This is a genomic window from Mycobacterium sp. SMC-2 (assembly GCF_025263485.1).
GTDB lineage: Bacteria > Actinomycetota > Actinomycetes > Mycobacteriales > Mycobacteriaceae > Mycobacterium.
In genome coordinates, this window is sequence record NZ_CP079863.1 from 4,964,487 (window position 1) to 4,987,311 (window position 22,825).

At 68.0% G+C, this 22,825-nt stretch carries 19 protein-coding genes, 2 pseudogenes and 1 riboswitch; of the genes and pseudogenes, 13 read left to right on the forward strand and 8 right to left on the reverse strand.

Annotated elements, in window-relative coordinates; translation table 11 throughout:
• The first annotated feature begins 76 nt into the window (after positions 1-76).
• The 6 genes and pseudogenes from KXD96_RS23200 to KXD96_RS23225 form a co-directional block, all read left to right on the forward strand.
• Complete coding sequence (locus KXD96_RS23200) at positions 77-1,222, forward strand: acyl-CoA dehydrogenase family protein (protein ID WP_260740346.1); 1,146 nt, start codon at positions 77-79, stop codon at positions 1,220-1,222.
• On the forward strand, positions 1,219-2,319 hold the full coding sequence (locus KXD96_RS23205; protein WP_260740348.1) for an acyl-CoA dehydrogenase family protein: 1,101 nt from the start codon (positions 1,219-1,221) through the stop codon (positions 2,317-2,319). Before KXD96_RS23200 ends, KXD96_RS23205 begins: the two co-directional genes overlap by 4 nt.
• Positions 2,319-2,966, forward strand: a complete 648-nt coding sequence (locus KXD96_RS23210; RefSeq protein WP_260740349.1) for a nitroreductase family protein — start codon at positions 2,319-2,321, stop codon at positions 2,964-2,966. Before KXD96_RS23205 ends, KXD96_RS23210 begins: the two co-directional genes overlap by 1 nt.
• Positions 2,967-3,105: 139 nt before the next feature.
• Positions 3,106-4,383, forward strand: coding sequence for a TetR/AcrR family transcriptional regulator (locus tag KXD96_RS23215; protein ID WP_260745516.1), 1,278 nt, complete (start codon positions 3,106-3,108; stop codon positions 4,381-4,383).
• 77 nt (positions 4,384-4,460) lie between these two features.
• Positions 4,461-5,303, forward strand: a complete 843-nt coding sequence (locus tag KXD96_RS23220) for an SDR family oxidoreductase (protein WP_260740352.1) — start codon at positions 4,461-4,463, stop codon at positions 5,301-5,303.
• Positions 5,304-5,391: 88 nt separating this feature from the next.
• Positions 5,392-5,583: pseudogene (locus KXD96_RS23225) on the forward strand (NAD(P)H-binding protein); the annotation flags it as partial.
• On the opposite strand, the gene KXD96_RS23230 reads toward KXD96_RS23225, so the two are convergent.
• A complete protein-coding gene (locus KXD96_RS23230) occupies positions 5,572-6,555 on the reverse strand; it encodes an IS481 family transposase (RefSeq protein ID WP_260740354.1) in 984 nt (327 codons plus the stop codon). The pseudogene KXD96_RS23225 and the gene KXD96_RS23230 overlap by 12 nt on opposite strands.
• A gap of 108 nt (positions 6,556-6,663) precedes the next feature.
• On the opposite strand from KXD96_RS23230, the pseudogene KXD96_RS23235 reads away from it, so the two are divergent.
• Together KXD96_RS23235 and metE are read left to right on the forward strand one after the other, a co-directional pair.
• Positions 6,664-7,143 (forward strand): annotated as a pseudogene (locus KXD96_RS23235) (NAD(P)-dependent oxidoreductase); the annotation flags it as partial.
• Positions 7,144-7,190: 47 nt separating this feature from the next.
• Positions 7,191-7,385: riboswitch (cobalamin riboswitch) on the forward strand.
• Positions 7,386-7,519: 134 nt separating this feature from the next.
• Positions 7,520-9,790, forward strand: coding sequence for a 5-methyltetrahydropteroyltriglutamate--homocysteine S-methyltransferase (gene metE, locus KXD96_RS23240; protein ID WP_260740356.1), 2,271 nt, complete (start codon positions 7,520-7,522; stop codon positions 9,788-9,790).
• Positions 9,791-9,879: 89 nt separating this feature from the next.
• Here metE and KXD96_RS23245 read toward each other — a convergent pair whose 3' ends face one another.
• Complete coding sequence (locus KXD96_RS23245; RefSeq protein WP_260740357.1) at positions 9,880-11,604, reverse strand: DUF3556 domain-containing protein; 1,725 nt, start codon at positions 11,602-11,604, stop codon at positions 9,880-9,882.
• Between the two features lie 109 nt (positions 11,605-11,713).
• Here KXD96_RS23245 and KXD96_RS23250 point away from each other — a divergent pair, with 109 nt between their 5' ends.
• Entirely contained in the window at positions 11,714-11,923 is a 210-nt protein-coding gene (locus KXD96_RS23250) for a hypothetical protein (protein ID WP_260740359.1), read from the forward strand.
• 123 nt (positions 11,924-12,046) lie between these two features.
• Here the strand turns inward: KXD96_RS23250 and prpD are convergent, their stop codons facing one another.
• Entirely contained in the window at positions 12,047-13,543 is a 1,497-nt protein-coding gene (gene prpD / locus KXD96_RS23255; RefSeq protein ID WP_260745517.1) for a 2-methylcitrate dehydratase PrpD, read from the reverse strand.
• 124 nt (positions 13,544-13,667) lie between these two features.
• On the opposite strand from prpD, the gene KXD96_RS23260 reads away from it, so the two are divergent.
• On the forward strand, positions 13,668-15,032 hold the full coding sequence (locus KXD96_RS23260; RefSeq protein ID WP_260740363.1) for an FAD-dependent oxidoreductase: 1,365 nt from the start codon (positions 13,668-13,670) through the stop codon (positions 15,030-15,032).
• A gap of 17 nt (positions 15,033-15,049) precedes the next feature.
• Here KXD96_RS23260 and KXD96_RS23265 read toward each other — a convergent pair whose 3' ends face one another.
• Entirely contained in the window at positions 15,050-15,559 is a 510-nt protein-coding gene (locus KXD96_RS23265) for a DoxX family protein (protein WP_260740365.1), read from the reverse strand.
• A 140-nt stretch (positions 15,560-15,699) separates the two neighbouring features.
• On the opposite strand from KXD96_RS23265, the gene KXD96_RS23270 reads away from it, so the two are divergent.
• The gene (locus tag KXD96_RS23270) at positions 15,700-17,340 is read left to right on the forward strand and encodes a pyruvate, phosphate dikinase (RefSeq protein WP_260745518.1); all 1,641 of its coding nucleotides are present in this window, start codon (positions 15,700-15,702) and stop codon (positions 17,338-17,340) included.
• The gene (locus tag KXD96_RS23275; RefSeq protein WP_260740368.1) at positions 17,337-17,948 is read left to right on the forward strand and encodes a MarR family transcriptional regulator; all 612 of its coding nucleotides are present in this window, start codon (positions 17,337-17,339) and stop codon (positions 17,946-17,948) included. The genes KXD96_RS23270 and KXD96_RS23275 overlap by 4 nt, the downstream gene beginning before the upstream one ends.
• Positions 17,949-17,951: 3 nt before the next feature.
• Here KXD96_RS23275 and KXD96_RS23280 read toward each other — a convergent pair whose 3' ends face one another.
• From KXD96_RS23280 to KXD96_RS23290, 3 genes are all read right to left on the reverse strand, one after another.
• A complete protein-coding gene (locus KXD96_RS23280; RefSeq protein ID WP_260740371.1) occupies positions 17,952-19,193 on the reverse strand; it encodes a WS/DGAT domain-containing protein in 1,242 nt (413 codons plus the stop codon).
• Between the two features lies 1 nt (position 19,194).
• Entirely contained in the window at positions 19,195-20,100 is a 906-nt protein-coding gene (locus KXD96_RS23285; protein WP_260740372.1) for an alpha/beta fold hydrolase, read from the reverse strand.
• Between the two features lie 111 nt (positions 20,101-20,211).
• A complete protein-coding gene (locus tag KXD96_RS23290) occupies positions 20,212-20,685 on the reverse strand; it encodes a VOC family protein (RefSeq protein ID WP_260740375.1) in 474 nt (157 codons plus the stop codon).
• A gap of 122 nt (positions 20,686-20,807) precedes the next feature.
• On the opposite strand from KXD96_RS23290, the gene KXD96_RS23295 reads away from it, so the two are divergent.
• The gene (locus KXD96_RS23295) at positions 20,808-21,671 is read left to right on the forward strand and encodes an alpha/beta fold hydrolase (RefSeq protein ID WP_260740377.1); all 864 of its coding nucleotides are present in this window, start codon (positions 20,808-20,810) and stop codon (positions 21,669-21,671) included.
• 131 nt (positions 21,672-21,802) lie between these two features.
• Here KXD96_RS23295 and gnd read toward each other — a convergent pair whose 3' ends face one another.
• Positions 21,803-22,825: a phosphogluconate dehydrogenase (NAD(+)-dependent, decarboxylating) gene (gnd, locus tag KXD96_RS23300; RefSeq protein ID WP_260740379.1), complete on the reverse strand. Its 1,023-nt coding sequence runs from the start codon at positions 22,823-22,825 to the stop codon at positions 21,803-21,805.

A 22,825-nucleotide genomic window follows, 5' to 3' on the forward strand; every position in this document is an offset into this window, starting at 1 on the left:
GAATTGCGGGACCAGGTCAGTCGCCTCACCGACCACCGACGTTGACCGGACAATCCAGGGCTAGAGAATAGGAACCGTGGACTTCTCATACCCGGCGGAAGTGGAGCAGTTCCGCGTCGAGCTGCGCGACTGGCTGTCGGAGAACCTGACCGACGAACTGGTGGCCGCCCGTCGGCCCCCCGGACGCGACGACGCCGCCATCGAGATGCTGCGTGCGTGGAGCGCGACGATGGCCGACGCGGGCTGGGCCGCGGTGTCCTGGCCCCGCGAATACGGCGGCCGCGGCGCGACCGTTCTCGAGCAATTGGTCTACACCGAGGAAACCACCCGCGCTCGAGCACCCATGCCGCTCAACGTCATTGGGCTGAACAACATCGCGCCGGCCATCATGCAATACGGAACCGAATCGCAGAAGCTCACGCTGCTCCCCCGCATGATGCGCGCCGACGACATCTGGTGCCAAGGGATGTCGGAACCCGAAGCCGGGTCCGACCTCGCGGCGCTGCGCACCCGGGCGGTGCGTGATGGCGACGACTTCGTGGTCAACGGGCAAAAGATCTGGACCTCACTCGGGCACCGGGCGGACTGGTGCCAGCTGTACGTGCGCACCGATCCCGACGCACCCAAGCACAAGGGCATCTCCTGCTTGATCGTCGACATGACGCTGCCCGGCATCGAAGCCCGTCCACTCGTGACGCTCAACGGCGACGCCGATTTCGCCGAGGTGTTCTTCCACGACGTGCGCGTCCCGGCGGACGCGTTGCTCGGGCCGCTGAATGGGGGCTGGCAGGTGGCCACCACCACGCTCAGCCACGAACGGGCCGGGGCCGCACGGCTGTACGCCGAAATGCAGGTCCGGCTGGAAGAACTGGTGGACGACATCGCCTCGCACACAGACGCGCTCGAAGATGCCGTGACGCTGCGGCGCCTCGGCGAAATCGCTTTGCGCATCAAATATCTCGAAGTCCTGTGCCAGCGGTCGATCTCGGCCACGCTGCATGGCGGTGATGCGTTCGCCTCGGCCAGCCTCGCCAAGACCGTGTGGGGCGAGATCGGCCAGGACATGGCCGCCCTGGCCTTCGACCTGCTGGGTGCCGGCGGCGCCGGTGCTCCGTGGGCGAACTACCGTCTGACGTCGCGCTCGCTGACCATCGCGGGCGGCACCAGTCAGATCAATAAGAACATCACCGCCCAGCGGGTACTCGGGTTGCCGCGCGCATGAACCTCGAACTCACCGACGAGCAAGTTGCGCTGCGCGACACCACCCGCCGCTTCCTCGCCGAAAAGGCACCCATCTCGGATCACGTGCGCCCGTTGCTCGACGACCCGACCGGCACCACCGACGCGGTGTGGCGTGGCCTTGCCAACCTCGGGACGACCGGCCTGCTGGTACCGGAAAACAACGGCGGCGCCGGCATGACGATGGTCGAGGCCGGCGTCGTCGCCGAAGAGCTGGGCGCCGCCCTGCACCCGGGGCCGTGGTTGTCGACCGCCGTCGGCGCCGCGCGGGCGCTGACCCGGCTCGGAGCCACCGACACCGCGGCCGAGCTGTTGAGCGGGATCGCCGACGGCACCACGGTCGCGACCGTCTGCGTGGATGCCGACGGTGCGGCGAGCCGGCAGGGCCTGGAATCCAGAGACGGCCTGCTGCGGGGTGAGATCGCCGCCGTACCCGATGCGGGCGCAGCGGACGTCCTGTTGGCGTTCGCCGAGGACGACCGGGGGCTCGGGCTTTTCGCGGTGCGCACCGGCTCGCCGGCGGTGTCGGTCACGCCGGAACGTGGTATCGACCAGACCCGCAAGCGGTTCCACATCACATTGGAGTCAGCGCCCGCGCAACGGCTGGCCACGGCGTCGGCAGAAAACGTCGCGGCGGTGGTTGACGATGTGCTGATCGCGAATGCCGCCGACGCCCTCGGCGCCGCGCGCGCGGTCATGGACATGGCCGTCGAATACGCCAAAAACAGAACGCAATTCGGTCATCCGATCGGCTCGTTCCAGGCCGTCCAGCATCTGTGCGTCGACATGTTCGAGACGGTCGAGCTGGCCCGTAGCGGTGTCATCCATGCGCTGTGGGCCGCTGATAACGCCGACCGTGACGGGCGGCAACTGGCCGCGCTGCGGGCGAAAGCCTTCGCCGGGCGACTGGCTACCGTCGGCGATACGGCCATCCAGGTGTTCGGCGGCATCGGCTACACGTGGGAGCACGACGCACACCTGTACCTCAAGCGCCTCCTGAGTTGGAGCGCGTTTCTCGGCGGCCCCGACCGGTACCTCACCGAACTCGGTGCGCGCCTTGCGAAGAGGAGTCGACGTTAATGGATATCGAGTACCTTCTCACCGCCACCCGCTCGGCGCGCAAGACGCTCGACCTGGACGCGCCGGTCGACCTCGCGGACATCCGGGAGTGCCTGCGCATCGGCTTGCAGGCGGCCAACGGCTCCAATCAGCAGTCCTGGCGCTGGCTGGTGATCACCGATCCGGCGTTGCGCAACGAGATCGCCGAGTTGTACCGCGAGGTCTACCTGCTGCGGGTCGGTGGCCAGATGCTCGCCGAGCTCATGCCGGCCGGAACGCCCCAAGGCCGGATCATGTCGTCGACGGAGTGGTTGGTCGAGAATATGGCGAAGGTGCCGCTGCTGGTGATTCCCTGCTATCAGCCATACCTGCCGCGCATCGAGGGTGACGAATCGTTTTACCGGGCCACGCTGTACGGCTCGATTTTCCCGGCAGTCTGGAACTTTCAGCTGGCGCTGCACGCCCGGGGATACGGAACCTGCATCACCACCTTGCATCTGCATCGGGAGCAGGAGGTGCGGCGGCTGCTTGGGATTCCGGAAACCTACGTCCAGGGTTGCCTGCTTCCGGTGGGCCGGCTCCGTGCCGGGCACACGTTCCGGCCTGCCCGTCGGCGGCCCGTCGGCGAGGTCGTCGTGCGCGACGGTTGGGACGGTCCGGGGCTCTAGAATGGACGCCGTCACGGCCGTTATGCAGCGCATTCCTTGCGCCCGGTCTGATAGCCTCTAACAAAGATTTGGTTCGGCGAGAGGGACGAACGCGTATGCTTGCCAGTCCGCAGTCGTCCGGATGCGCGCACCGCTGATCATGCCGCGAGCGGAGTCATTACGCGTCGGCGCCACAGCCGATTTGGGCACGCGCCGAACCGAAATCCTGACCACCGCCGCCTCATTGATCGCGCAGTCGGGATTGCGGACCTCGTTGCAGGAGATCGCGGACGCGGCGGGCATCCTTCCGGGCAGCCTCTATCACCACTTCGAGTCCAAAGAGGCGATCCTCATCGAGTTGATCCGCCGCTACCAGGACGATCTGGACCGGATCGGGCAGGCCGCGCAAGCGAAGTTGGACAAAGCCGACCCGCGCCCGGTCCCCGAGCAGATTGTCGAGCTGGGCTCGGCGATCGCCGACTGCGCCGTGCGGCATCGGGCCGCGCTGCAGATGTCGTTCTATGAGGGGCCCAGCACCGATCCGGAGTTGATGAAGCTGACCCAGCAGCGGCCCCTGGCGATTCAGGAGGCGATGCTGCAAACGCTGCGGGCGGGCAGGTGGAGCGGCTACATCAAACCCGACATCGACCTGCCCACGTTGGCCGACCGGATTTGCCAGACCATGCTGCAGGTCGGCCTTGACGTCATGCGCCACAGTTCATCGGCCGACCAGGTGGCCGAGTTGCTCTGCCGAATTATCCTGCACGGGTTGGCAGCCCGGCCTCCCGCCGACTCGGCGCTCGACCGGTCCAACGCCTTCGCCGCCGCCAGGGACGTCATCGCGACGTGGTCCGATGACAGCGACGCCGACCCCAGCGACAAAGCGGCGCACGTCCGTGCGGTGGCGCGAGCGGAGTTCGGCCGCAGAGGGTACGAGGCCACCACCATCAGGGACATCGCCGCGGCGGCCGGCCTCGGCACCGGAACCGTCTATCGGGTGATCGGATCGAAAGACGAACTCCTCGACTCGATCATGCGCTCCTTCGGCAAGAAGGTGGAGGCCGGCTGGGTCAGCGTGCTGCGCTCTGACGCCACACCGATTGAGAAGCTGGACGCCTTGAGCTGGGTGAACGTCAATGCGTTGGACCGGTTTTCCGACGAGTTCAGGATTCAACTCGCCTGGATGCGGCTGTCGCCACCGACGGCCAACCCCGGCTGGTCGTACACAACGCGTCTAAGGCAGATGAAATCACTGCTCTCCGAAGGACTCCGGTCAGGCGAGATCGCCGTCGACGCCGCGTCCACAGCGATGCTGGCCCGGTGCGTCATCGGCCTGCAGTGGATACCGGAGAACATCCTCGCCGAGGTGGGCAAACGCGCGGCGCTGGTGCACGTCCGTGACACGGTTCTGCGTGGTGTCGCCGTTCGCGCCGGGTAGGTATTGAACCAAATAACTGTTACCCATACAGTAGGGCGACTAGAACCGCATTGGCGGTGAACGAGAAGGGGATTTCCATGACTATTGTCGATCGGCTGCGCTACGACGGCAAGCGGGCTCTCGTCGTTGGCGGCGCCACCGGCATGGGCGCAGCGGCGGCCAAGTCAGCGGCCGAACTCGGCGCCGAAGTGATCGTGATGGACTACGCGCCGGTGAGCTACGACGTCGCCAAGTCCATTCAGGTGGACCTGCGCGACCCCGCATCGATCGACTCCGCGCTCGAGCAGCTGGACGGTCCGATCCACGCGCTGTTCTCAGCCGCCGGCATCGCCGAGGGGACGACCGACCTGATGGCGATCAACTTCATCGGCCACCGGCACCTCATCGACCGCCTCCTCGAGAAGAACCAGCTGCCGTCGGGCTCGGCGATCTGCTTCATCTCCTCGGTCGCCGGCATGGGCTGGGAGAACGACCTGGACCTGCTGACGGAATTCCTCGCCACGCCGGACTTCGCCGCGGCGCAAGAGTGGGTGAAAGCGCACGAATCGGAAGGCATCATCCACTACGGCTTTTCCAAGAAGGTCGTCAACGCCTACGTCGCGACCCAGGGCTACCCGCTGCTGAAGAAGGGCATCCGGATCAACGCGATCTGCCCGGGCCCGACCGACACCCCGCTGGCCCAGGCCAACGCCGACCTGTGGCTGACCTTCGCGCAGGACTACCGCGACGAGACCGGTTCGAAGGTGCACACCCCGGAGCAGATGGGTGACGTGATGGCGTTCCTGAACAGCGCCGCCGCCTTCGGCATCAACGGGATCACGCTGCTGGTGGACTACGGGCACACGATGGCATCGCTGACCGGCGCGTACCCGCCGGGCAAGCCGATCATCGACCTGATCATGGGCCGGGTGAAGCTCTAGACGGCGATCGCGAGCGCCGCGTAGCCGGGCGCCGAGCCACGATCGCCTGGCCAGCCGGGCGCTCGGCTCGGAAGCTACCGTCGGGGGCATGGCACGGATCATCGTCATCGGCGGCCACGGCAAGGTCGCGCTGCAGCTGGCCCGCATTCTGACCGAACGCGGCGACGAGGTGAGTTCGGCCTTCCGCAACCCTGACCATTCCGACGACGTCGCCGCCACCGGCGCCACGCCCGTGGTGGCCGACATCGAGCAACTCGACACCGATGCGCTAGCTGTACTGACCTGAGAGGTTAGGTACGCGGCTGGCGGGTGGTTGGCCGCCGAGTGCGGTGTGGCCGCGGTGGTGATTGTAGGTGTGGAGCCAGGCAGTGAAGGCGTGGCAGCGTTCGGCGTCGCTGGTGTAGAGCTGGGCGTAGGCCCATTCGTCGGCTAGCGTGCGGTGAAATCTCTCCACTTTGCCGTTGGTTTGCGGCCGATAGGGGCGGGTGCGGCGATGCTCGATAGCTCCGAGTGCGTCGGTGAAGGCCTGGGATCGATAGCAGGACCCGTTGTCGGTCAATACTTTCCGTACCGTGATGCCGTGCGCGGTGAACCAGGCATCAGCGCGGATCCAAAACGCTGCCGCAGTGTCTTTGCGTTCGTCAGCCAGCAGCTCGGTGTAGGCCAGGCGCGAGTGGCCATCAATGGCGGTGTGTAGGAAGTGGTACCCGATCGCGGGGTGGCGCGCGGTCATCCGAATCGATCGATGAGCTTGAGAATTGCGTTTGCCCAGCGATCGGCCCAGCATCCGCCAACCACCGCCGGCGGGGATCTTGCCCAGTTTTTTGACATCGACATGCACTAGCTCGCCGCACCTAGCCGAGTCGATGCGGCGGATCACCCGACCGGTGGGGCGGTCTAGCCAACGGAGTCTGGCCATCCCGTAACGGGTGAGCACGCGATGCACCGTGGAGGGATGGATGCCGAGTAGGTAACCGATTCGAGCGGGTCCCCACCTGCGGATCACCCGAACTTTAATGATGCGGCGCTCGGTGCGCGTGGGTGTGCGGCGAGGGCTGTGATGCGGGCGTGAACTGCGATCAACCATTGCCGGCGCCCCGGCGGCGCGGTACCGCCCGGCCCAGCGCGCCGCGGTGGTCGCCGACACCTGGAACCGCTCGGCGGCCCGCCGCAGCGGCCAGCCATCATCAACAACACATCGGGCCAGCCGCAGCCGACCGGTTTCAGACAATGGAGCATTACGGTGGGACACGAAGACCTCCGATTGTGAGCAGTGCGTTCCTTGACAGCTCGCACTTCACTCGGAGGTCTTCGTCATGTCACCACGCCACGCCGTCACCAACGTCCGTGGTCAGTACAGCTAGCCGGCCTGCTGGCCGGGCACGACGCGGTGGTCTTCTCGGCCGGAGCCGGCGGCGGCAACCCGGCGCGCACCTACGCCGTCGACCGCGACGCCGCCATTCGGGTGATCGATGCCACAGCGCGGACGGACGTCAAGCGCTTCGTGATGGTCTCCTATTTCGGCGCCGGGCCGGATCACGGTGTACCGCGGGACGATTCGTTCTTCGCCTACGCGGAGGCGAAGGCCGCCGCCGATGCACATCTGCGCGCCAGCGGCCTGGACTGGACGGTGCTGGGACCGGGCCGGCTCACCCTCGAGCCGGCCACCGGCCACATTGCGCTCGGGCGGGGCAAGGGAGAAGTTTCGCGGGCCGACGTCGCGCTCGTGGTGGCCGCCGCGCTGGCGGACGACTCGACGGTCGGCCGAACGATCGACTTCAACAATGGCGAGACTCCGATCGCCCGGGCGCTGGCAAGCCGACGCGTAAGACCGGGGTAAACTCCGCTACGCAGCTGGTCTGCCGTCGCCGCACAACGCGACGCCGGCATCGAGCGAGGCATGTTAGTAACGCCTCGCGAGAGGGAACCCGGTGAGAGCCCGGGACTGTCCCGCAGCGGTATGCAGGAACGACCGCCGTCAACCAAGCACTGGTCGCGAGACTGGGAAGCGACGGCCAGTAGGAGCGCCCACCCGGTGCACGCCTGCGAGTCCGAAGACCTGCCGGCTGTGCCGGGCGCGCCGCGTCCGGCGGCTCATCGCCTCGTGGAATGGGCGTTTGGCCGAATGCGTTGCGGTTCTACGCAAGTGCGAACCGCGACGGATCGGCTGCGCGTCCTCCGGCGGTGACCACCTCGCTGATGGATAGGACCAGATCGTGACCGCTCAACCATTCACCGCCACCGTCACCGGCTCGCCGCGCATCGGGCCGAAACGCGAACTCAAGCGCGCCACCGAGGGCTACTGGGCCGGCCGCACCAGCCGCTCGAAGCTGGAATCCGTCGCCGCGACGTTGCGCCGCGACATGTGGGCCGGCCTGGCCGCCGCCGGCCTCGACTCGGTGCCGGTGAACACCTTCTCCTACTACGACCAAATGCTGGACACGGCGGTGATGCTCGGCGCCCTGCCGTCCCGGGCCGCACAGGTCTCCGACGATCTGGACCGCTACTTCGCGGCCGCGCGGGGCAACTCCGACGTCGCGCCGCTGGAGATGACCAAGTGGTTCGACACGAACTACCACTATCTGGTTCCCGAGATCGAGCCCGCCACGACCTTCTCGCTCAACCCCGGCAAGGTGCTTTCCGAACTGAAAGAGGCGCTGGGGCAAGGGATTCCAGCCCGCCCCGTCATCATCGGACCGATCACCTTCCTGCTGCTGAGCAAGGCGGTCAACGGCGGCGGTGCGCCGATCGAACGGCTCCAGGAGCTGGTGCCGATCTACTCGGAACTGTTGTCCCTGCTCGCCGACAACGGCGCCCAGTGGGTGCAGTTCGACGAGCCGGCGTTGGTGACCGACATCTCCCCCGACGCCCCGGCGCTGGCCGAGGCGACATACAACGCGCTGGGCAAGCGAAGCAACCGCCCGGCCATGTATGTCGCCACCTATTTCGGTGACCCCGGCCCCTCGCTTGCCGGCCTGGCCCGCACCCCGGTCGAGGCGATCGGCATCGACCTGGTTTACGGCGCCGACACCGCGGTCGCGGGCATCCCGGAGTTGTCCGGCAAGACCCTGGTGGCCGGCGTGGTCGACGGGCGCAACGTCTGGCGCACCAACCTGGAGGCGGCGCTCGGCAAGCTGGCCACCCTGCTGGGCTCGGTTGGCACGGTGGCGGTTTCGACGTCATGCTCCACGATGCACGTGCCGTACTCGCTGGAACCGGAAACCGATCTGGACGACGCGCTGCGCAGCTGGCTGGCGTTCGGGCAGGAGAAGGTGGCCGAGGTGGTGACGCTCGCGCGCGCCCTGCGCGACGGGCGCGACGCCGTCGCCGACCAGATCGCCGCGTCCAACGCCGCGGTGGCCTCCCGCAAGAGCGATCCACGGCTGCACAACGACCGGCTGCGGGCCCGCATTGACTCGATCGTCGCGTCGGGCACCCATCGTGGCGACGCCGCCCAGCGCCGCGCCACGCAGGACGCGCGGCTGCACCTGCCGCCGCTGCCGACGACGACCATCGGCTCCTACCCGCAGACCTCCGCGATCCGCAAGGCGCGCGCCGCGCTGCGGGCCGGCGAGATCGACCAGGCGGAGTACGAAAAGCGGATGCGCACGGAGATCGCCGACGTCATCAAGCTGCAGGAGGAACTCGGGCTCGACGTGCTGGTGCACGGCGAGCCGGAGCGCAACGACATGGTGCAGTACTTCGCCGAGCAGCTGGAGGGCTTCTTCGCCACGCAGAACGGATGGGTGCAGTCCTACGGCAGCCGCTGCGTGCGTCCGCCGATCCTTTACGGCGACGTCATTCGTACCCACCCGATGACCGTCGAATGGATCACCTACGCGCAGTCACTGACCGACAAGCCGGTCAAGGGCATGCTGACCGGTCCGGTGACGATCCTCGCGTGGTCGTTCGTCCGCGACGACCAGCCGCTGGCCGACACCGCCAATCAGGTGGCGCTGGCCATCCGCGACGAGACCGTCGATCTGCAGTCGGCCGGCATCGCCGTCATCCAGGTCGACGAGCCGGCGCTGCGGGAGCTGCTGCCGCTGCGCCGCGCTCAGCAAGACGACTACTTGCGTTGGGCCGTAGGGTCTTTCCGGTTGGCCACCTCCGGGGTCGCGGACTCCACGCAGATCCACACCCACCTGTGCTACTCGGAGTTCGGTGAGGTGATCGGGGCCATCGCCGACCTGGACGCCGACGTCACGTCGCTGGAGGCGGCCCGCTCACACATGGAGGTGCTGGACGACCTCAACTCGATCGGCTTCTCCAACAGCGTGGGGCCGGGCGTCTACGACATCCACTCGCCGCGGGTGCCGAGCACCGAGGAGATGGCCGAGTCGCTGCGCGCGGCGCTGAGAGCGGTTCCGGCGGAAAGGCTCTGGGTCAACCCCGATTGTGGGCTCAAGACGCGCAACCCCGACGAGGTCACCGCGTCGCTGAGGAACATGGTCGCCGCGGCGCGGGAAGTGCGCTCGGGCGCCTAGCTTGCGCGGGGTCTCCCCTTCTTGCCCGCGAGCGTAACCGCACCGCGATTTCCGAGCGGATATTTCGCGGTGCGGTTACGCTCGCGAACCTATTCCGACTCCACCTCGACGGGCACATCGTCGGCCCACGGTTGGCGGGTCACCATGTCTGCGACCCGGACGATGCCCCGCTCGAACTCGCCCGTCGCCGCGTCCACCAACCGGTACGCCTGCGTTTGCTTGTGGATGGGCTGCGCGTCCAGCAGGACCACCCGCACCTCGCCCGGCTCGAAGTGGCAGCGCTCCTGCAGCGCGGCGATCAGTTGCTCGTTGTGCATGTGGCCGTCCCCGAAGTTCCAGCCGATCGCGGTGCTGCAAATGCGTTCGCCGTCGGTGAGCACGTAGTCGTCCTCGTTCTGGCCCGCCATCGCGCGGTGCGCCAGAGTGAACAGCGCGCGGCCGTGAGTGTTGAACCCGCGGAACGCATATCCCATGTAGATCGGGATCTGCGCGGCCTCCGGACTGCCGTAGAACCGCTCGAGCTGGGCCTGCGGCATGCTCGCGATCGCCACGATGCCCCTGGAGATCTTGTCGCTCGCCGAGGGCTTGATGCACCACAACGTCGTGTCCCAGTTCCCGGCGTAGTACCGCATCCCCGGCAGGAACGAGATCTTGCGGGGAAATATATTGCCTAACAGAACGATTCCCGCGATGACGACGAACAGCATCGCCACCACCACCGGGTGTCGCAGGTCGCGCAGGCCCAGGCGGGCGTGCGCTACGAACAGCGACAGCACACCGAAGATCATGAAGACGTTCCACTCCAGCGGCACGCCCATGGGGATCGACACCAAGATCCCCAAGTGGAAGCAGACCATGACGATGGCGGCCACCGTGACGGGCCAGCCGGTGTGGCAGAAGAACAACGGCAGCGGCACCAGCATCTCGATGGCGGTGCTGAGATGCGCCAACCACCGCGACAGCCGCCCGGGGCGCAGATCGTCCGGGAACTTCTCGAAGAACTGCCGCTTCAGCCAGCGGGGCCGCACCAGCGGGTTGTTGGACATCATCGTGGAGATCACGAACGGGAAGTGCTTGTTGAGCTTCGAGGTGGCGGCGCCCATCCAGATCACCAGGAACACCACCTTGGACCCGACGATCATGTCGACCCCGCCGAAGAGGAAGGTCACCGCCATGGTGGCGTAGACCTCGCCGCGGGCGGCCAGGAAGATCACCTTGTCGCGCAGCCCGAGCACGCCGAGCAGCAGCAGGATGAGCACGATCTTCCAGGCCGGCAGCAACCCGACCGTCGTACCCAGCTCGGGTGCCGGCCCGGTGCCGTCGGCGAACAGCGCGCTCAACGTCACCAGCAGGAACAGCGCGTACAGCGCGACGTCGATCGGCTTGCGCTTGGTGCCCCGGGTCAGCGGGACCCGGTCCGGCCACGGTGGCAGCCGGATGGTGCCGAACCGCATCCAGTACAGGATCGAGCCCATCGGCGGGAAGAACCGGTTGTTCAGCGGGCCGAAGCCGCAACCCAGCCCGATCACCTCGAACAGCATCGTGTAGAGCACGACTTTCTCGAACACGATCGGCTCCGACCACCACGACGCGACGTGGGTGAACCCGCCGAGTCCCTTGGTGGCCGAGGCGAACAGCCACGCGCCGAGGATGTAAACAAGGATTTTGGCGACGTAGAACAGGTGCAACGCGAGCGGCGTGCCGAAGCCCACCTCGGCCCAGTGCCTGGCCATCGGGCGGATCTTCTCGCTACGCGTGCCCTTCTTCCACTCGGCCATGTCGAGCTGCGGCAGCTCAGGCTTGAGAAATCCCATGGTGGTCAGATTAGAACGCGTTCTAGGCGCGCGGCAGTTGAGCCGGGCAAGAATCCTTTGCCCGCTACTCCACGAGCGGTTAGCGTGAGACGTGCAGGAGGCATCCAGTATGAGCAGGCTTCGAATGGTCATATCGGCCGCGGTGCTGGCCACCGTCGCGGCCGTCGCACCAGCAGCCCGGGCCGACCCACCCGCGCCGGGCGATCCCTGTACGGTGTTGCACGCGACAACCCAGGACACCAACAACAGGACGATGTGGTGCAACCCCACGATGACCGGCGCGCACAACCTGGTGTGGCAGTACGGCGGCCCCGGCTAAGGCGCGCATGAGGCGCGGCCAACGCGTCCGTGAGCCAAGGGCTTCCGATGTGCGCCGAGGGTGAGAAATCCGCGAAATTCCCGCCCTGGACGCACGCCCAAATCCGTGAGCGCACACGCGATTTCACGCACGGAAGATTCCCGGCGCGATCGCCGGGGCCCACTCGAGCGCCTGCGGGTCGACCATCAGATTGAGCGCGTCGAGGTCGTCCAGATCGGGCAGCGCCGCCACGGCGGCTAGAAACCTTTCCCGCTCAGCGGGTTCCACGACGTCGACGGCGAGGTCGGTGAACTTCTGCACATACTGCGGCCGCCCGAACGGCCGCGCGCCCAGCGGGTGGGCGTCGGCCACCGCCAGCTGGTCGACGATCACTTCCCCGCTTCTCAGCGTGATTTCGGCGCGCGCCCCGAACGCCTTCTCGGCCGGATCCGTCGAGTGGTAGCGGCGGGTCCACTCCGGATCCTCGACCGTCGAGATCTTGCGCCACAGTTCGACGGTGTCGGGCCGGTGGGCGCGCTCGGGAGTGTAGGAGCGTTCGTGGTGCCAGCTGCCGTCCTGCAGCGCGACGGCGAAAATGTAGGGCAGCGAGTGGTCGAGCGTTTCCCGCGACGCGTCCGGGTCGAACTTCTGCGGATCCCCGGAGCCCGTTCCGATCACGACGTGGGTGTGGTGGCTGGTGTGCAGCACGACGGTCGCGATCTCGCCGAGGTCGCCGATCCGCTCGCGGAGCCGCCGGGCCAGGTCGATCGGTGCCTGGCTCTGGTACTCCGCCGAGTGCTCCTTGGTGTAGCTGTCCAGGATGGCGCGTTTGGGTTCGCCCGGAGCGGGCAGCGGCACCTGGTATTCGCGCTCGGGCCCGCCCAGCAGCCAGGCGATCACCCCGTACTCGCCCTCCCAGATCGGCGCCGGCGATCCCTCGCCGCGCATCGCGCGGTCCACCGCCTCGATGGCGACCTTGCCGGCGTGCGCGGGGGCGAACGCCTTCCAGCTGGAGATCAGCCCCTTGCGGGACTGACGGGTGGCGGTCGTCAGGTGTAGCGCCTGCCCCACCGCCTGATAGATCGTCTCGGTGTCGAGCCGAAGCATCGTCCCGATGCCTGCGGCCACCGAGGGCCCGAGATGCGCGACGTGGTCAATCTTGTGCTCGTGCAGGCAGATTCCGCGAGCCAGGTCGATCTGGATTTCGTAGGCCGTGGCCACGCCGCGGATCAGGTCCGCGCCCGGCAAGCCCAGCTGCTGGGCCACCGCGACCAGCGGGGGGATGTTGTCACCCGGGTGCGAGTACTCGGCGGCCAAAAACGTGTCGTGGAAGTCGAGTTCGCGCACCGCGACGCCATTGGCCCAGGCCGCCCACTCCGCCGAATAGGTTCCGTCCACGCCGAAAACCCTCGCCCCGCGCCGCGTCCGATGCGCCAGCGCCTGCTGTCGCGCCACCGTGACCGGCCGGCGCAGCACGGCCGCGGCGCTGACCGCCGCGTTGTCGATGATCCGGTTCGCCACCATCTCCGCGGCTTCCGGCTCGACGGCGACCGGGTCGGCGGCGACGTCGGCGATCTTGGCCGCCAAGTGTTCGGCGCGGGGAAAGTCGTCGGAGCTGCGCCGCGCCCGAACCGCATGCATCAACACAAATCCGCAGCCTATGGGCGCAGGGAACGCGCGCGGAAATCTGCGTTAACTCGCCACCGGCGACGTCGACCCAGGTGTAGTTTGCTGCTGGGGCGGGACATAGGTTGAGGAGCCAACCATGTCGGAAGTCGATTACTGCGTGGTCGGAGCGGGATTCGCCGGTCTGACGGCCGCCCTGCGGCTGAAACAGGCCGGCCATTCGGTGGTCTTGCTGGAGGCGCGTGACCGGGTCGGCGGCCGCACCTTCACCGAGTACCGTCCCGACGGAATGTGGATCGATCGTGGCGGCGCGTGGGTCGGGCCGGGCCAGGACCGGATCTACGCGATGATGGACGAGTTCGGGGTGGCCGAATACAAGCAGTACCACGACGGCGACGCCATGATGATCGTCGACGGCAAGAAGCACCGCTACGGCGGCACTATCCCCTGGACGATGAGCCCGTGGGCCGTCGCCAACCTCGGCGTCGGTTTGTTGTCGATCGAGAAGATGGCCAAAACGCTTCCGCGGGAAGCGCCCTGGGACGCCAAGCAGGCGGACGAGTGGGACCGCATCAGCGTCGGGGAATGGATCGAACAGAACACCATGTCCAAGCAGGCCCGCGAGATGCTGGACATGGCCTTTGCCGGCCTCTACACCTCGGCGGCGTCAGAGACGTCGTTGCTGTGGGGGTTGTTGCAGACGGCGTCCGCGGGCGGACTGACGTTCGCGATCTCGGGCAAGGGCGGCTCCCAGGACGCCCGCCCGGTCGGCGGGATGGGCGCCATCTACGGCCGCATGACCACCGAACTGGGTGACGCGGTGCACCTTTCGCAACCGGTCCGGCAGATCGCCCAGGACGACGACGGTGTGACGGTGACGGCGGCCGACCTGACGGTGCGCGCGCGGCGGGTCATCGTGGCGATCCCGCTGGCGATCGCCTCCTCGATCGTCTACGAGCCGATGCTGCCGGTGGATCGCGCACTTCTGCACCAGCGCATGCCCAGCGGCGCCGTCATCAAGACGTCGATCATCTACGACGAGGCCTTCTGGCGTGCCGACGGGCTGTCGGGTCAGTCGGCCGCACCAGGGACCCTGGCCACCCTGACCATCGACGCCTGCACGGACACCGGCGACCCGGGCGTCATGTGCGTCATCACCGAGGGGCCCGCGGCGCGTCGGCTGACGAAGCTCAACGAGGCCGAGCGGAAGGCGGCGATCGTCGGCGAGCTGGTCGACCGATTCGGCGAGAAGGCGAGAACGCCGCAGGAGTACCACGAGCAGAACTGGACCATCGAGCGCTACTCCGGCGGCGGGATGATCAGCCACGCCCCGACCGGCGTGCTCACCGAATTCGGTTACACCCTGCGCGAGCCGTGCGGTCGCATCCACTGGGCCGGGACGGAAAGCTCGGCCGTCATGTGCGGGTGGATCGACGGCGCGATCCGCTCCGGCGAGCGTGCGGCGGCCGAAGTCCGGGAAGCCGAGACCGCCGCGGTCGCCTAGCGGACTGACGACCCTAGCTAACCAGCCTGCTTAGCCGGCGGCCGGTAGAAGATCACCAGCTGGCCGATCGCGCCGGCGAGGCCGAGCACGACCGAGATCAGCAGGCCGCGCCAACCGTCCATCCAGCTGTGCCCGAACACGACGTAGTCCAGGCTGAGCTTGCCGGCGCCCAGGGTGGCCACGGCGACCGCGCTGGCCGCCAGGACCAGGTTGTATTCCCAGCCCTCCTTGACGATGAAGAAGCCGTTGGGGCGATGCACGGTCCAGGCCGCGACCAGCATCAACGACACGAAGCCCGCCGCAGGGATCGGGGTGAGCAGCCCGGCGGCCAGGCCCAGCCCGGCGGCCATCTCGGTCGTGGCGGCCACGGTGGCGTGGAACTTGCCCGGCTTCATGCCGATGCTTTCGAACCAGCGCGCGGTGCCCGGGATGCGACCACCACCGAAGAACTTGTTGTAGCCATGCGCGGCCAACGTCACGCCCAACACCAGCCGCAGGATCAATAGTCCGACGTCGTAGGGAGTCATACCTGCAAACCTAGATCATGGGGCGGACCGGATAACAGGACCGCCGAGCAGCTAACTCCCGTGCTGCGTGTGGGAACATTGCGGACGTTCCGACGTCGGCCAATCAGCCGCTGATCACAAGGGGGTGCACCACGGCTCGTATCGCACGAGGCAGCGGCGCTCCCTGTGGCGCGTCCGGGGCCTCGCCTGACGGGCATTCCGTGGTGTTACTCGACGGCACAGCGAGTCATCCGCGGGCGCTGCTGGGCAACAAGGGCCACGGCATCGAGGTGATGCGCCGTCACGGCCTGCCGGTGCCGCCCGCCTTCTGCATCACCACCGAGGTGGGGCTGCGGTACCTCGCCGACCCCGGGTCAACGATCGACGCGATCTGGGACGACGTGCTGGACCGGATGAGCTGGCTGGAGGCGCAGACTTCGCGCTCGTTCGGTCGGGGTCCGCGTCCCCTGCTGGTCAGCGTGCGCTCGGGGGCCACCCAGTCGATGCCGGGGATGATGGACACGATCTTGGACCTCGGCATGAACGATGATGTCGAGCAAGCGCTGGCCGCGGCCGACACAGCGTTCGCGCGCGACACGCGCCAGCGGTTCGACCGCATGTACCGGCGCATCGTTGGGTTGGACGACCACGAATCGCCGCCCGCCGACCCCTATGCGCAGCTACGCGCCGGCATCGAGGCGGTGTTCGCCTCGTGGAACTCACCCCGTGCGGTCGCCTACCGCGCCCATTCCGGCGGCGCCGACGATCAGAGCGGCACGGCGGTCGTCGTGCAGGCGATGGTGTTCGGCAATTACGGCTCCGATTCGGGTGCGGGCGTTCTCGTTTCGCGCAACCCCGTCACCGGCGATCGCGCACCGTTCGGCGAATGGCTGCCCGGAGGACAGGGGGACGACGTGGTGTCCGGATCGGTCGACGTCGAGCCGGTCACCGCCCTGCGCGACGAGCAGCCGGCTGTCTACGACGAGTTGATGGACACCGCCCACAAATTGGAGCGCCTCGGGTCCGACGTTCAAGAGATCGAGTTCACCGTCGAAGACGGCAAACTCTGGCTGCTGCAGACGCGGGGCGCGGAGCGGTCGGCGCAGGCAGCGGTGCGCCTCGCGTTACAGCTGCGGCACGAGGGGCTCATCGACGACGCCGAGACGCTGCGACGGGTGACCCCGGCACACGTACAGACCCTACTGTTACCGGCGTTGCAGCCCGAAATACGTTTGGCGGCAAATCTTCTGGCCAGGGGATTGCCGGCATGCCCGGGCGTCGCGTCGGGTAGGGCATACACCGACGTCGACGAGGCGCTCGATGCCGCGGAGCGAGGCGAGTCGGTGATCCTGGTGCGCGACCACACCCGGCCGGAAGATGTCTCCGGCATGCTTGCCGCGCAAGGCATCGTCACCGAGGTCGGAGGGGCGGCCAGCCACGCGGCAGTGGTCAGCCGCGAACTCGGCCGGGTGGCCGTAGTGGGGTGCGGACACGGAGTCGCCGCATCCCTGGCCGGCAGGTTGATCACCGTCGACGGCGCCGAAGGCGAAGTGCGCGAGGGCAACCTGAACCTCTCCGCATGGTCGGAAAGCGATACGCCCGAACTGCGGGAGCTGGCCGACATCGCGCGAACGCTCAGCCCGCTGCGTGCCCACACCTCCGGCGGCCACCTGCGGCTGGACGACGCCACGGAGGACGCGGTGGCGGAGGCGATGAAACGCGGACACACCGACGTCGTCTCGACCACCCCTCTTATCGTCATGCTGACCGCGCTGCGGCTCGCGGGTGAGACCACGTCATGACCGAATTGGCGGTGTTGCAAGCGGTTCGGCTGAAGGGCCGGCTGTGTCCCGCCGAGCTTGCCGGGACACTGAACGAGGACATTGCCGACGTGACGACCATCGTCGGACGGCTGACCGCGGCAGGCCTACTGGTCGACGGTGCGACCGTGCGGATCACCCCCGCCGGGCGCGAGCGGCTCGCTGCGCTCCTCGACGAGGAACGCAGCGGCGCCGACCGGGCGGTGCTGGCCGCCGCCTACGACGACTTTCGGCCCGTCAATGCCGATTTCAAATCCCTGGTCACGGATTGGCAGCTGAAGGGCGGCCCCGGCGGCACCCCCAACCCGCACGATGACGCGGAATACGACGCCGCGGTGCTGGCCCGCCTCGATGATGTGCATGCGCGGGTGCTGCCCATCATCGAGTCGGTCGCGGCGCAGCTCCCCCGACTGAACGTGTACCCGGCGAAATTGGTTGCGGCCCTGGGCAAAGTGCGAGAAGGCGAGACCGCGTGGCTGACCCGGCCGCTCATCGACTCCTACCACACGGTGTGGTTCGAGCTGCACGAGGAGCTGATCTTGGCCGTCGGCCTCACGCGAGAAGAAGCGGCCCGATCCGGCGATGCGTAGTAGCTACAACACCGCGTCGAGTAGCCGCACATAAGCGTCGATGTCGGGTACGGCCGACTCGGCCGCGTGCACACTGATCGCGATGGTGTCGCCGATGCCGTGCACGCCGTGCGTCAGCCCCATCACCGGCGACAACGCCGGGTAGCCGGCGGTCAACACCACCCGGGTGCCGCCGAAGCTCAGGTCGGCCGGGCCGCGGTTAACGCTGGACACCACGGTATTGCCGGACACCCGGGCCGGCCGGACATCGTAGTCGAATTGGGCGACCCCCCAACGCAATAGCACCGCGGGCACCGCGGCGAAAGCCCGGTCGGCGTGGCGCGTCGCCGAATGCGCGAAGCGCCGCCGGCCGTTGGCCAACTCCGTCGCGATCCGCTCGGCGCGCGCTTCCCACCCCAGCCTTGGATACAGGCCCACCGTGACGTTCCCGAAGTGGTTGTACGCGTGCGGCGCACCAGGTTTGGCCACCGGGACCTCGGCGCCCAGCGTGTCCGCGGCATCGCCCAGCAGCTCGGACAGCGCCGCGGATATTGCCGTCAGCGCGCCCACGGTGACCGTCGGGCCGCGCACCTGCTTGCGGTGTCGCACCAGCGTGCGCACCGAGCGGGCCGGACCGGGGCGGGCGTTCGTGGGCAGCAGCGGCCGGGGCCCGGGCGCGGGGGCCAGCAGTCCGGCGTGGATGTCGCGCTCCAGCCGGCGATGGGCACGGGCCGCCCGCGCCGCCCGCCACGGCAAGCACCCGGCCCGTAACCGTTGCACCCCGGGCACGCGATCCGGCCGGCCGAACAGCCAGCCCGCCATCGCCGATGCCCGCGCCCCGTCGGCCAGCGCGTGCGCGACCTGCATGACCGCCACGCTCCCCGGTCCGCCGACGTTGGGGATGCCCTGCACCGGGGTGAAGACGTGCAGCCGCCAGGGCATCCGGCGAACGTCGAGCTGGTCGCCAGCGAGGGCGACGACGGCCGCCAGGCAGCCGGCCCAGGTCTGGTCGTCGAGGTCATGACGGACCACCTGGCCGGACGTGACGGCCGCCGGTACCCACTGCGGGTAGGCCAGCGGACCGCGATCACGGACCCGAGTCGTCAGCTCCGGGCAGGCGCGCGCCCGCCGGCAGACCTGCTCGACGGCGGCCGGGTAATCCCCGGGCTCACCGTCGAACGCGTAGAGCAAGAACTCGTCGTTGGGAATCTTGGCCGACATCCAGTAGAACTGCGCATCGACGGCCGCCATCCGGACCGCCACCATCTCAGCCGGGTGAGCCGATGAAACCGAGCACCAGGTCGGCGACCTTGTCGGGCTGTTCGAGCTGCAGGAAGTGCCCCGCGTGCTCCACGATGGCCACCTCGCTGCCCGGCGGCAGCACCTTCTCTGCCCAGCGGGCGAAAGCCGGTGTCATGCAGCCGTCCTCGCGGCCGTGCAGGTACAGGCACGGCCACACGGGCTCCTGGGTCCACAGCTCGTTCAGTTTGGCGTACTGCGCGGGCGGCGGGGTGTTGCGGATCGTGGCGCGGTAGGGTCCCAGCGCCGCGCGCCAGCTCTCCGGTGTCCCGATCGCCGCGTCGACGTGGCGCAGATCCTCGTCGGCGTGATAGCCCGGCGACCACCGCCGCCACAGCAGCGGCACCACCCAGGACGCCGAATGCTCTGGCAGCGAGGGCAACTGGAAGTACATGATGTACCAGCTGCGGAGGAGCTGCCGCGCCAGATGGCCGACCAGGCGCCCGCGCTCGGCCGCGCCGCCCCGGCGACGGAAGGCCGCCGACGGCGGCACCGACATGATCACCGCCTTGGTGAACGGACTGTCGGGCATGGCGGCCAAACCGGTGGTGGCGATCGCTCCCCAGTCGTGGCCGATCACCACGTCGTCGTCGGTGCCGCCGGCCGCCGAGCGCACCCGCAAGGCGTCGTCCATCAGCGCGCCGATGTGATAGCTGCCGTCGGCCGGAATCGACGACGGCGCGTATCCCCGCATGAAGGGCGCCACCACCCGCCACCCCGCCCCGACGAGCCGGGGAGCGATCTTGCGAAACCCGTAGGGAGTGTCGGGGAAGCCGTGCAGGCACAAAGCGATGGGGGCATCGCGGGACCCCCAGGTGATTGCCTTCAGGTCCCCAGCAGGGCTGGGCACGTCGATCCAGCCAGGTTCACCCATGTTCACTCCCTGCTCGGCGTGTCCGCACGGACCAACCTAACGCGTGCGCGCCCATGACGCACCGACCGCATGCCACAAGCGGTCAAAATGCAGCTGCGGCAGGGAGTTTCGCTATAGCCGCGCGGCTGCCCGGTCGAGGTCGGCGATGACGATCTTTCGCATGCCGTACATCGCTTGGGTGGCCGCCGCCGCGCGCGCCCGGTCGGGATCGCCGATCAACTCATACAGTCGGTCCGGGATGATCTGCCAGCTCAGCCCGAAGCGGTCTTTGCACCAGCCGCATTGCGATTCCTCGCCGCGGTCGGTCAACCGCTCCCAGTAGTAGTCGACCTCGTCCTGGTCCCTGCAGTGGATGGTGAAGGACACCGCTTCGCTGAACTGGAAATGCGGGCCGCCGTTGATGCCGATGAATCGGGTGCCGTCCAGCACAAAGCTGCCGGACAGGACGGTGCCCGGTTCGCCGGGCCCGGCCTCGGTGGTTCTGTTGAAGCCCTCGATGTGCGAGTTCGGGAATATCGAGGTGTAGAACCTGGCCGCCTCCTCCAGATCGTGGTCGAACCACAACGACGGGGTGATCGATGGCATGGGCCGCGGCCTCCTTATTGGCTCGTTGATGTCGTCAGTGATAGACCCCGGCGATGGCGAAAACTCATCGCGTCGTCGCCCCAGCGAACGGTGCTTATACGCACTATGTAACGTCAGGTCGCATGAGTGCCGTCACCAGCGTCCCCCAGACGGTCGAGTTTTCCGGCGTCGGCGGGATCACCCTGATCGCCGACGAGTGGAACCGCGGGACCGACGGCGCGGGACGGCCGAGCGTCCTGATGCTGCACGGTGGCGGCCAGAACCGGCATTCGTGGAAGAACACCGGCCAAATCCTCGCCGACGAGGGCCTGCACGTCGTGGCGCTGGACAGCCGCGGCCACGGTGACAGCGATCGCGCGCCCAATGCCGATTACGACGTCGAGACCCTGGCCGCCGACGTCCTGCAGGTGATCGAGGCGATGGGCCGGCCGGTGATGATCATCGGGGCGAGCATGGGCGGGTTGACCGGCATCCTCGCCGCCCATCGGGCCGGGCCCGCGCGGGTGACCCGATTGGTCCTCGTCGACGTCGTGCCCCGGTTCGAGAAGGGCGGCAGCGCCCGCATCCGCGATTTCATGATCAGCGGCCTCGACGGGTTCGACTCGCTTGAGGAGGCCGCCGATGCCGTCGCCGCCTATCTGCCGTACCGAGACAAGCCGCGCAGCCCCGAGGGGCTGAAGAAGAACCTGCGCCTCCGCGACGGCCGCTGGTATTGGCACTGGGACCCGGCGTTCATGACCAAGCCCGGCGACGACCCCGAGTTGCGCACCGAGAACTTCGAGCAGGCCGCCAAGAACCTGTCGATCCCCGTCCTGCTGATCCGCGGGAAGCTGTCCGACGTCGTCAGCCCCGAAGGCGTCCGGCATTTCCTGGCCACCGTGCCGCGCGCGGAGTTCGTCGAGCTGTCCAACGCCGGGCACACCGCGGCCGGCGACGACAACGACGCGTTCAGCGAGGCCGTGGTGAAGTTCGTCAAGCGGCACTAGTCCCGATGGTGGCGACCCGCTTCGCCCGGCTACGCCGCGCTCGCGATCGCCACTAGTCCCGATGGTGGCGACCCGCTTCGCCCGGCTACGCCGCGCTCGCGATCGCCACTAGTCCCGATGGTGGACCGAAGCTAGTTCGCCGGCTTCTCGGCGTGCCCGCCGAACTGCTTGCGCATCGCCGACAGCGCCTTGTTCGCGAAGTCATCGAGCGAGCGCGAGGCGAAGCGGGACTGCAGCGCGGTGGTCAGCACCGGCGTGGGAACCCCCTCGTCGATCGCCGCGATGGAGGTCCAGCGGCCCTCCCCAGAGTCGGAGACCCGACCCGAGAACTCCTCGAGGTCGGGCGACTCGTGCAGCGCGATCGCGGTCAGGTCCAGCAGCCACGACCCGATGACGCTGCCCCGGCGCCACACCTCGGCCACGTCGGGAATGTCGAAGGTGTACTGGTAGAACTCCGGGTTGGACAGCGGCGCGGTTTCGGCGTCGCCCTGTTGCACCTGCTTGCCAATGTCGGCCCCGCGCAAGATGTTCAGCCCCTCGGCGAGCGAGGCCATCATCCCGTACTCGATGCCGTTGTGCACCATCTTGACGAAGTGGCCGGCCCCGGAACCTCCGCAATGCAAGTAGCCCCTCTCCGGCTGCGCGACCTCGCCCTCGCGACCGGGCGTGCGCGGCGCCGCGTCCACCCCGGGCGCGACGGTGGCGAAGATCGGCTCGGCGTGTTTGAACGCCTCCTCATGGCCACCGATCATCAAGCAGTAGCCGCGCTCCCGGCCCCACACCCCGCCGCTGGTGCCGCAATCGAGCAAATGAATGCCCTTGTCGGACAGGGTTTTTGCGTGCTTGAGGTCGTCGCGGTAATAGGAGTTGCCGCCGTCGATGACGATGTCGCCGGAGTCCAGCGTCTTGGCCAGCTCCTCGATCACCCCCGTCGTGATCGTCCCCGCCGGCACCATCACCCAGACCACCCGCGGAGCGGTCAGCTTTTCGGCTAGCTCCCGCAGCGACGACGCACCGGTGGTCCTCTCCTCCCCCGCCATCGCCTTCACCGCGTCCGGGTTGTGGTCGTAGACCACGCATTCGTGTCCGTCCTTGGCCACGCGGCGGACGATGTTCGCGCCCATCCGGCCCAGTCCGATCATCCCGAGCTGCAT

What these genes read in the sequence shown, in the direction of transcription:
- KXD96_RS23295 (WP_260740377.1), top strand. Translation starts at nt 20,808, where the DNA reads ATGAGTGCCGTCACCAGCGTCCCCCAGACGGTCGAGTTTTCCGGCGTC.
- gnd (WP_260740379.1), bottom strand. Translation starts at nt 22,825, where the DNA reads ATGCAGCTCGGGATGATCGGACTGGGCCGGATGGGCGCGAACATCGTC.
- KXD96_RS23215 (WP_260745516.1), top strand. Translation starts at nt 3,106, where the DNA reads ATGCCGCGAGCGGAGTCATTACGCGTCGGCGCCACAGCCGATTTGGGC.
- KXD96_RS23220 (WP_260740352.1), top strand. Translation starts at nt 4,461, where the DNA reads ATGACTATTGTCGATCGGCTGCGCTACGACGGCAAGCGGGCTCTCGTC.
- KXD96_RS23290 (WP_260740375.1), bottom strand. Translation starts at nt 20,685, where the DNA reads ATGCCATCGATCACCCCGTCGTTGTGGTTCGACCACGATCTGGAGGAG.
- KXD96_RS23280 (WP_260740371.1), bottom strand. Translation starts at nt 19,193, where the DNA reads ATGGTGGCGGTCCGGATGGCGGCCGTCGATGCGCAGTTCTACTGGATG.
- KXD96_RS23210 (WP_260740349.1), top strand. Translation starts at nt 2,319, where the DNA reads ATGGATATCGAGTACCTTCTCACCGCCACCCGCTCGGCGCGCAAGACG.
- KXD96_RS23250 (WP_260740359.1), top strand. Translation starts at nt 11,714, where the DNA reads ATGAGCAGGCTTCGAATGGTCATATCGGCCGCGGTGCTGGCCACCGTC.
- KXD96_RS23265 (WP_260740365.1), bottom strand. Translation starts at nt 15,559, where the DNA reads ATGACTCCCTACGACGTCGGACTATTGATCCTGCGGCTGGTGTTGGGC.
- prpD (WP_260745517.1), bottom strand. Translation starts at nt 13,543, where the DNA reads ATGCATGCGGTTCGGGCGCGGCGCAGCTCCGACGACTTTCCCCGCGCC.
- KXD96_RS23245 (WP_260740357.1), bottom strand. Translation starts at nt 11,604, where the DNA reads ATGGGATTTCTCAAGCCTGAGCTGCCGCAGCTCGACATGGCCGAGTGG.
- KXD96_RS23260 (WP_260740363.1), top strand. Translation starts at nt 13,668, where the DNA reads ATGTCGGAAGTCGATTACTGCGTGGTCGGAGCGGGATTCGCCGGTCTG.
- KXD96_RS23285 (WP_260740372.1), bottom strand. Translation starts at nt 20,100, where the DNA reads ATGGGTGAACCTGGCTGGATCGACGTGCCCAGCCCTGCTGGGGACCTG.
- KXD96_RS23275 (WP_260740368.1), top strand. Translation starts at nt 17,337, where the DNA reads ATGACCGAATTGGCGGTGTTGCAAGCGGTTCGGCTGAAGGGCCGGCTG.
- KXD96_RS23205 (WP_260740348.1), top strand. Translation starts at nt 1,219, where the DNA reads ATGAACCTCGAACTCACCGACGAGCAAGTTGCGCTGCGCGACACCACC.